8 protein-coding genes and 1 riboswitch are annotated in these 10316 nt (G+C 32.1%); all 8 genes read right to left on the reverse strand.

Going from position 1 to position 10316, the window contains the following annotated elements; all coding sequences use genetic code 11:
• Positions 1 to 143: 143 nt before the first annotated feature.
• The gene (locus ACJAX4_RS05735) at positions 144 to 404 is read right to left on the reverse strand and encodes a DUF3892 domain-containing protein (RefSeq protein ID WP_435788496.1); all 261 of its coding nucleotides are present in this window, start codon (positions 402 to 404) and stop codon (positions 144 to 146) included.
• Between the two features lie 163 nt (positions 405 to 567).
• The gene (rpsA, locus tag ACJAX4_RS05740; RefSeq protein WP_435788497.1) at positions 568 to 1743 is read right to left on the reverse strand and encodes a 30S ribosomal protein S1; all 1176 of its coding nucleotides are present in this window, start codon (positions 1741 to 1743) and stop codon (positions 568 to 570) included.
• Between the two features lie 515 nt (positions 1744 to 2258).
• Complete coding sequence (locus tag ACJAX4_RS05745) at positions 2259 to 3197, reverse strand: ABC transporter permease (protein WP_435788498.1); 939 nt, start codon at positions 3195 to 3197, stop codon at positions 2259 to 2261.
• A complete protein-coding gene (locus ACJAX4_RS05750) occupies positions 3190 to 4269 on the reverse strand; it encodes an ABC transporter permease (RefSeq protein WP_435788499.1) in 1080 nt (359 codons plus the stop codon). Before ACJAX4_RS05750 ends, ACJAX4_RS05745 begins: the two co-directional genes overlap by 8 nt.
• The gene (locus tag ACJAX4_RS05755; RefSeq protein WP_435788500.1) at positions 4270 to 5790 is read right to left on the reverse strand and encodes an ABC transporter ATP-binding protein; all 1521 of its coding nucleotides are present in this window, start codon (positions 5788 to 5790) and stop codon (positions 4270 to 4272) included. It lies immediately after the preceding gene.
• A 117-nt stretch (positions 5791 to 5907) separates the two neighbouring features.
• Entirely contained in the window at positions 5908 to 7014 is a 1107-nt protein-coding gene (locus ACJAX4_RS05760) for a BMP family ABC transporter substrate-binding protein (RefSeq protein ID WP_435788501.1), read from the reverse strand.
• 14 nt (positions 7015 to 7028) lie between these two features.
• Entirely contained in the window at positions 7029 to 7604 is a 576-nt protein-coding gene (locus ACJAX4_RS05765; protein ID WP_435788504.1) for a xanthine phosphoribosyltransferase, read from the reverse strand.
• 109 nt (positions 7605 to 7713) lie between these two features.
• Positions 7714 to 7815: riboswitch (purine riboswitch) on the reverse strand.
• A 166-nt stretch (positions 7816 to 7981) separates the two neighbouring features.
• Positions 7982 to 10316 (reverse strand): glycogen/starch/alpha-glucan phosphorylase (locus ACJAX4_RS05770; RefSeq protein WP_435788502.1); only part of this gene is annotated, 2335 nt, incomplete at its 5' end.

The following is a 10316-nucleotide window of genomic DNA, read 5'->3' on the forward strand; positions in this document are numbered from 1 at the left end:
GTGATACATACAGAAATCACTTATATTTAATTTGTCCAAATAACAATAATGCATACGCCACTAATTCATATTCTTTATGAAAAGAAGCAGGGACAAATAAATTTGTCCCTGCTTCTTTTCATAAATACATATTAGTATTTCCTTTAATAAATTTCATTATCATCTATAACTGGTAAACTGTCTAAATTATTGGACTTATTTGAATCAGGTAGACTTCTTAAAAACTCTTCACCTTTTCTTGAAGTTGAGGTAGAAACTCCACTTATGCTCCCTTGTTTAGCCAACATGACAGCTTGTTCTTTTGAAACTATATCTCCATTTTCAAATTCATAGGCTGTGATTTCCCCTCCATTGTCCTTAACTACTCTAGTAATAATATGAGCTGAATTTTCTTTATTATTCAAAATAACACCGCCTTTCATACTTATTAATTATGATATAAAATAACGTATCATAACATATACATATAGTCTTACCAATTTGATATTTATTATGAGAAATATTTATTTAAAAAAATAAAAGCTATAGTAGACAATATATATTGCCTACTATAGCTTTTAAAGTATATTAAAATTTAAAATCTTTGAATTTGTCTTTAAATAGATCTCCTAAAGTCATGCCTTCTTCATTTTGATTGAATTTTTCTAAATCTCCAAATCCTTTATCAGCAGCTTCTTTAATGCTTAGGCTTATTCTTCTATCTTTTTCATTTATATCACCAATTTTAACTTTTACAACATCTCCGGCTTTTAATACATCAGAAACATTTGTTATACGATCTTCTGATATTTCTGAAATATGAACTAAACCTTCTACTCCTGAAGCAAGTTGCACAAAAGCACCGAAATCCATTATTTTTACAACAGTTCCATCTACTATATCATTAGACTTATATTTGCTTGATATATTGTTCCAAGGGTTGCCTTCTTCTCCTTTAAATCCTAGAGATATTCTTCCCTTTTCTTTATCAAAATCTATAACTTTTACTTCTACTTCCTGCCCAACAGATACTATTTCTGATGGATCTTGAACTCTTTTCCAAGATAAATCTGAAACGTGTATAAGACCATCAATGCCACCTAAATCTACAAAAGCACCAAATTTAGCAAGTCTTGTTACAACGCCTGTTCTCTTTTCACCCTTTTTAAGTTCATTCCAAACTATGTCTTTTTTAACTTCATTTTCAGCTTTTTCTATTACTTTTCTAGATAAAACTATGTTTTTCTTTTCTAAATCTAATTCAATTATTTTGACTTCTAGAGTTTTGCCTTTAAAGTCTTGTAAATTTTCTATATAGGCATCTGACATTTGTGATGCAGGTATAAATGCTCTAACGCCTTTTATATAAGCTGTAGCTCCACCTTTAACTATATCACTAACTGTAACCTCTAAAGTTTTATTTTCATCTAATATTTCCTTAAACTCATCCCAAACTTTAATGTTATCTGCTCTTTTTTTAGATAATAGAACGCTTCCTTCTCCATCATTAACTTTCATTATGTAAACGAAAATTTGATCATCAACCTTTACAACATCTATAGGATTTATTTCATTTTCATTTGATATTTCCTCTTTTGTTATAACTCCATCTGTCATATAACCTATGTTAACATGAACTTCTTCTTCATTTACAGAAATTACAGTTCCAAGTACAATGTCTCCACTGTTAATTTTCACCATAGATTCCTCAATATTACCTATTACATCATTCATTGATACTTCTTCTTTATTATCCGTTGTCATATACATAATCTCCTTTTATAGCGTAATTATTATTAAAACTAGGTTTTAATTATTTATAAACTTAGGCGTAAAACCAGTATCTTTTTAAAGTAGTGGGTGTAAGCCTTGTTTTAATTTTAAATAGTAGTTTTTATGATAGATAAATAAATAATCTAATCGAGAGCTACTAAACTCTTAATTTCTCTGAGCTAATGTTCTTTAAGGTTTACAATAGCAATACTTTTGCCACTCTCTTATCTATATTATGTTGTTTAAGCATATTTAATACTATTTGCCTAATTGTTTTGTGTGAAAAAAATTTTATACAGTTTATTTTAATTACTCACCAATCTTATTATATATTAAAACGCACCATAATTAAACCTTAATACTAAATTAGTCTAAATAAATGATAATTAATGATCATAATTACCAATTTATTCAAAAATAGAGGCAATTTATTGTTTATTATTAACACTTTTTTCAAATTATATAAAAATTGCATGGCACTTAATTACCATGCAATTTCTATATAATTATCTTTCTTCTCTAAAATATGGATTAGAAAGCCCAGCTGGTGGTGAATTTTTACTGGATTTCTTCATGGATACTATTACTAATATAACTATTGTGGCTGTATAAGGTAGCAAATCAATAAGATATTGAGATATTTCAAAATTAGGTAAACCCTGAAGTCTAAATCCTATTATGTCAAGGCCTCCGAAAAGGTAAGCTCCTAAAAGCGCTCTATGGGGTCTCCAAGTTGCGAAAATTACTAAAGCAACCGCTATCCACCCCTTACCCGCTGTTACATTTTCCTGCCAAGCTGGTACATAAACAAGCGATAGGTATGCTCCTCCAAGACCGCAAAGAGCTCCACCCATTAAAATATTAACATATTTATATAAATTAACGTTTATACTAGCTGCATCTGCAGCGGCAGGGTTTTCTCCAACTGCCATTGTGTTTAATCCTTTAGCAGTTTTATATAAGTATAAAAATAAAAGTACTGTTGTAATATATCCAAGGTATACAAAAACATCATGGTTAAAAAATACATCTCCAATAAAAGGTATATCTCCTATTAAGGGAATTCTTTTAGGTACAAAAAATGTTTTAACACTATCCGGGGTAACTTGCCCAATCAATTTCTTTCCTACCATACTTGAAAACCCTGTTCCAAATATAGTTAGCGTAAGACCACATACAACTTGGTTTGCTCTTAGATCTATAGTCAGAAATGCATAAATAGCCGCTCCAAAGGCTCCTGCTAAGGCCGCAGCTATCATAGCAATAATTGGATTCCCCGTACTTAATCCCGCCATAAATCCTATTACAGAACCCATAAGCATCATACCTTCAACACCTAAATTGAGGTTGCCTACTTTTTCAGTTAATATCTCGCCTAAAGTAGCAAAAAGTAAAGGTGTGCCAGCTACAACCGCTGCCGCTAAAAATGTTGTTACACTATTCATTTTTAATTTCCTCCTTTTGCTTAGCTTTAGTTTGAAAATTAATTTTATATCTAGTGAAGAATTCACTTCCTAATACGAAAAACAATATAACTGATTGTATTAATTGCGCAGCCGCCTGCGGTATACCAAAAGCTGTTTGAATAAATGTAGCTCCTTCTAAAAGCGCTGCAAAAAGTATTGCTACTATCACTATAATAGGTGCACTGAGCGATGATAGCCAAGCTATAATTATAGCTGTAAATCCAGCTCCACCAGCAATCTCTGGAGACAATGTTCTACTCACTGCTGAGGCCTGAATTACACCCGCAATTCCACATAGTGCGCCACTTAAAAATATAGCTATATACATAGTCTTTCGAATTTTTATACCTGCATACATAGCTGTTTTTTCACTTTCTCCAAGAACCGCTATTTCATAGCCCTTCTTAGTATATTTCATAAAGATATAAACTATAATTACAAGTATTATTGCAATTATCCATCCAATATGTATACCCAATGCCTGTGGAAGTATTGCATTTTCAGAAAAATTGGGTATTTTAGGGAAACCCATTGCACTCTTATCCCTCCACGGTCCATATTTTAGAAATGTAATAAATTTAATCGCTATGTAATTTAACATTAAAGTAACGATGGTTTCATTAGTATTCCATTTACCCTTAAGAATAGCAGCAATTAACGCCCATAGGCCCCCACCTAAAATACCTGCACAAAACATTATAAATAAAAGCGGAATCTTTGGCATATCAGGGTATCTCAAGGCAAAATAGCTAGCTGCGAAAGCTCCCATTAATATTTGTCCTTCTCCACCAATGTTCCAAAATTTCATTTTAAAGGCTATAGATATTCCAAGTGAAGCTATAATTAGTGGTATTGCAACAATAAGTGTTTGCTTAATGCTATAAATTGTTCCTAAACTACCCGTTATTATAGCTGCATATATCTCTATAGGATTGTACTTAATTATTAGCAAAAACAAACCTAATACAATTAATGCTAGGAGGATTGCAATGCTTCTGATTCTAAAATTATCAATTTTACTAGTTTCAGCTTTTTTAACAATTTGCATCATCTATATCTCCTCACTCTCAACTGATTGACCCACCATCATCATACCAATTTTTTCTCTTGAAGATTCCTCAGCATTAACAATGCCAGTAACCTGCCCATGACAAATCACCATAATTCTATCACATAACTTAATTAATACATCCAAATCTTCTCCTATGAATAATACTGCTGTTCCTTTTTTCTTCTCTTCACTTATTAGGTCATAAATTGTGTAACATGTATTTATGTCTAGTCCTCTTACCGCATAGGCCATAATAAGTATTTTAGGATTCATACTGAGCTCTCTTGCAACTAGTATTTTTTGAATATTCCCACCGGATAAATATTTTATAGGATGATGTACATCTGGTGTTTTAATTTCAAACTTCTCAACCATTTCTTTTGCCTTTTCAATGATTGGTTTTCTATCTATAAATATTCCCTTTTGTCTATGATAATCTTTAAGCAGAAGATTATCCACCATACCCATGGATGCAACGAGTCCCATTCCTAGTCTATCCTCTGGTATAAAGCTCATGCTTATACCTTTATTAATAATATCTCTAGGAGATTTACCTACCAGATTCTCCCCTTCAAGAAATATTTCACCTTTTGCCGCCTTTTGTATTCCTGCAATAGCTTCACATAATTCCCTTTGGCCACTACCAGCAATTCCTGCTACGCCTAAAATTTCTCCACGCTTTAGGCTGAAACCAATTTTTTTAATTATTTCTGCTCCTTCAAAATTCAGCACTTTTAGATCTTTCACGCAGAGCAATACTTCTCCGGGCTCTGTTTCTGTTTTATCTATAGATAAATCAGCTTTACGTCCCATCATGAGTTCCGTTAACTGTTTTGGAGACGTATCCTCTTTTATCAATGTTTTTACAGCTTCACCTTTTCTTAAAACAGTAATTTTGTCACAGACATCCATTACCTCATTCATTTTATGACTTATAAATATAATTGCACAACCCTGTTCTTTCATCTTTCTCATTATAATAAATAATTTTTCAGTTTCACTTTGCGTAAACACCGTAGTAGGTTCATCTAATACTAAAATATCAGCACCTCTATACAGCACCTTAAGTATCTCAAGATTTTGCCTCTCTCCTACTGCCATATCGCAAACATATTTATTTATATCCATCTCCAACTTAAATTTCTCGCATATATCATTAATTTTTTTATTTTCTACTTTATCATTAAAGAATGACCCTCTACTTTGTCCAAGTAATATATTTTGCTTGGCTGTCATTTCCTCAACTAATTTAAAATGTTGATAAATCATACCTATACCAGCTTTAATAGCATGCTTTGGTGAAGTGAAGTTCATATTTTTCCCATGAATAAAAATATCACCACTATCGGGGGTGTATACTCCTGATAACATGTTCATGAGAGTGCTTTTACCTGCTCCATTTTCACCAAAAAGTGCATGGATTTCTCCTCCATATATAGTTAGATTCATATTTTTATTAGCTACTACTTTCCCGAAAGTCTTACTAATATTCTCTATAGATACATAAGGAATTTTATTCATAATTAAACTCTCCGCCTCTTCATATTTTTAAGTGATACGCTCGTAAATCTTAAAACCTATTAAAATATAGTAAGTATGAAATTTCATACTTACTATATTTTAATAGTTTGTGTTGTATTATTTTTCTAATTTACCTTCTATACCTTTAACAAACCAATTGATTTGGAGTAATTCTTCGTCAGTCATGACCTTACCACTTTCAACTTTAACAGAGCCACTTTGATCCTCTAGTGGACCTACAAATATTTTATTTTCACCGCTTATAATTGCTGCTTTACTTTTTTCTACAGCCTCTTCTGCTCCACTTGGTGCATTTTTAGTAAGTGGTGCTAGACTAACTATTCCAGCCTCAAGCCCCTTCCAATAGCTTTCGGATTTCCATGTACCATCTTTAATAGCTTTTATTTGTTCAACATAATATGGTGTCCAATCCCAAACTGGTGATGTCATATATGCTTTTGGTGCCTTAGCTGCCATATCTGTATTATATCCAATAGCAGATTTCCCCGCATCCTCCGCTGCTTGTAATGGCCCTGCAGTGTCTTGATGCATTGTAATTACGTCTACGCCTTCTGCAACTAGTGCTTTTCCTGCTTCTTTTTCTTTACTTGGATTATACCATGTATTAGTCCATTTCACCTTTACTATGGCTTTCGGGTTTACAGACTGTACACCCAAAGTAAACGCATTTATTCCTCTTATTACTTCTGGTATTGAAAATGCTGCCACATATCCTATACTATTGCTTTTAGTCTTCATTCCCGCAACTATACCTGATAGATACCTAGCTTGATACATCCTTCCAAAATAGTTGGACATATTTTCAGATTTCTCGTATCCAGAGGCATGTAGAAATTTAACCTCAGGATGTTTTGCAGCTGATGCAACCATTCCATCCATAAATCCAAAACTTGTTCCTATAATAACAGTGGCTCCTCCATTAATCATGTCCTCACATACTTTTTCTACCTCTGCTAAATCCTCTTTTACCGACTCCAAAAATACAGTCTTTACGCCTGTCTTTTTTTCAAGTTCTAATCTTGCTACATCATGAGAGTATGTCCACCCCCCGTCACCTACGGGTCCTACATATATAAATCCTACTTTCATTTCCTTCTTTTCATCAGTTTTTGTCTCGGTTTTTGTGTTACTACCACATCCTACAAGCATTAAAGACATAATCAATGTAACTGCTATAAGTAAACTTCCTAATTTTTTCCTCATTATTACTTCCTCCTCTAATCATTAAAAACTATTTTATTATCTTGTATGGATTTTATTATTGCAAGCGATTCTACTTTAATGCCCTCCTTTTCTATACGACTTCTTCCATTTTGAAATGCCTTTTCAACTACAATCCCCACTCCAACAATGTGGGCACCAGCCTGGCGCACAGTTTCTATAAGTCCTAATGCCGCATTCCCATTTGCTAAAAAATCATCAATAATAAAAATCTTATCTTCTGGTCCTATGTATTTTTTACTTATTCTTATCTTATAATTTTTGTTTTTTGTAAATGAAAATACATCCGCTTCATAGGTGTCACCCACCAAATTGGTAGCTTCATGTTTTTTTGCAAATACCACAGGAACGTTACCAAAGTATTGTGCCACAATACATGCTATTCCTATACCAGATGCTTCAACTGTAAGTATCTTTGTAATCTCGCTATTTTTAAATCTTTTCTTAAACTCTTGTCCGATTTCATTAAATAACTCTATATCAATTTGGTGATTCAAAAAACTATCTACCTTTAAAATTTCACTACCTATTACTGTTCCCTCTGTTAATATTTTATTTCTTAATGTTTCCATAATTTTCTCCTTTGTTTTTAATTTTTGCATAATAAAAAACTCCCTAAATGCATAGGGAGTTTATAATATAAATTAACAGTAAAAAAAACTATTTAAAAGTTATTTTACTTAAATTATTATAACCACCCATAGTCAAGTATTTTACGGTCACTTGGTAGAAACGCTTAGTCCATATTTCTAAGCATATATGAGTTTACGAATATTAAATTTTTCTTTCATCTAAACGTTCGTGTTTAGGTTCTTTATAATAATATACAACATTTCTGTTACTAAATCAATACTTTTTTCGCTAAATTATCATTTTTTTTAATACTTTGTTCATAATTTTTAAAATATTGTACCGGACCATTATCCAGTACAATATTTCATATAATAAATTATAATTTAATACTAACAGAAGGTGTAGTCCAAATTTCTTTAGCATACCTCTTTATAGTGTTGTCGCTTGAGAACATACCCGAATTAGCTATATTCGTAATAGACATTTGTTGCCATGTAGATTTTTGTCTATATAATTTATCAATTTCACTTTGAGCATTTACATAAGCATTAAAATCCTTAAGTACGAAAAACTCATCATTGTTTCTTAGTAAACTATCATATATACTCATGAATTCCATTCTAGGAACATCTAAAAAGCCGTTTATAGTTTGATCTACTATAGTCTTTAATCTAGCATCACTATTATATATATCACTAGCGTTATAACTTCCATTCTTATAATATTCTATTACCTCTTCAGATGTTAGTCCGAATAATACAATATTTTCTTTTCCCACAGCCTCAAATATTTCTACGTTAGCCCCATCTAAAGTTGCTACTGTTATAGCCCCATTCATCATAAATTTCATATTACCAGTTCCTGAGGCTTCCTTAGATGCAGTAGAAATCTGTTCACTAACATCTGAACATGGAATAACATTTTCAGCTGTTGATACCCCGTAATTTTCAAGGAAAACTATTTTAAGTTTGTCTTTAGCAATAGGATCGTTATTTATCTTATTTGCTAGAGTATTTATAAGTTTAATAGTTTGCTTTGCTATATAATAACTTGGGGAAGCTTTCGCACCAAATATAAAAGTTCTTGGAACTATATCTAAATTCCGATTTTCGCGAAGCTGGTTATAAAGATGCATTATATGGAACACATTTAAAAGTTGTCTTTTATATGCATGTAGCCTTTTCACCTGAACGTCAAATATAGAACTAGGATCCACCGAAATGCCATAGTTAGTTGTTAAAAAATTAGAAAATTTTATCTTATTATTTATTTTTATATCATATGTTTTGTCTTGAAAAGCGGTATCTTTTGTATAATGCATTAATTTAATAAGCTCATTTGGGGACTTTATCCACTTGTCTCCTATAGTTTCTGTTACAATATTGGCTAGCTCTTGATTTGAATTTAATAGCCATCTTCTATGAGTTATTCCATTAGTTTTGTTATTAAATTTCTCTGGATAAAATTCATAAAAATCTACCAATTCTTGGTGCTTCAATAATTCCGTGTGAAGTTTTGCAACCCCATTAACAGAATGACTTCCTACAATGGCAAGATATGCCATCTTAATGTATCCACCATGTATAATAGATAATTTATTTACTTTGTTCCAGTCCCCATTGTATTTATGATAAACTTCATTACAAAAACGCCTATTTATTTCTTCTATAATCATATACGAGCGTGGTAGTAATTTTTTAAACATTTCTACAGGCCATTTCTCTAGAGCTTCAGACATAATTGTATGGTTAGTATAAGCCAGTGTCTTAGTTGTAATTTCCCATGCATCGTCCCAAGACTTATTTTCATCATCCATTAAAAGTCTCATTAGTTCGGCCACGGCTACAGCTGGGTGAGTATCATTAATCTGAACCGCTACATGCTTGTGAAGTTCTTTTATAGGAATCCGCGTCTTTTTATAACTTTTAAGGATACTTTGAAGTCCCGCACTTACAAAAAAGTATTCTTGCTTAAGTCTTAGTAATTTACCTTTTTCATTGCTATCATCTGGATATAGAATTTGTGAAATTGCCTCTGCTGAGTATTTTTCCTCACCAGCTTTTGCGTAATTACCTTGGCTAAAGGAAGAAAAATCGAAATCTTCCTCCATAGTTTCTGCACTCCAAAGTCTTAAGGTATTAACAGTATTATTATCATATCCTTTTATTGGAGTATCATAGGGTATCGCTCGAACAGATTCATAGTTTTCGTGGATAACGCTCGTTCCTCCATCTTGATCGAGTAAATACACGTTCCCTCCGAATCTTACTTCTACAGCCTTACTTTCCTTTCTTATTTCCCATACATTATCTTTTTTTAGCCAATTATCAGGTACCTCCACTTGATAACCGCCTTCTATTTTTTGTTTAAATAATCCATACTTATACCTTATACCACACCCATGACCAGGTATCTGTATTGATGCCATCGAATCTAAAAAACATGCTGCCAGTCTTCCAAGTCCACCATTACCAAGTCCTGCGTCTACTTCAACATTCTCCATATCTTTAAAACTAATTCCAAGTTCACTAAGGGCTTTTTCACAGATATTTTTTATACCTAAATTAACTAAATTACTTTTTAATAATTTACCAATTAAGAACTCCATTGAAAAATAGTACACTTGTTTCCCTTTATTATTGCCATATTGTTTGTTACTTTCAATCCATGGTTTAGAAAAATAATCTTTAATTAATGATCCCAAAGCATAG

Source organism: Clostridium sp., assembly GCF_051278035.1.
Lineage (GTDB): Bacteria > Bacillota > Clostridia > Clostridiales > Clostridiaceae > Clostridium_AD.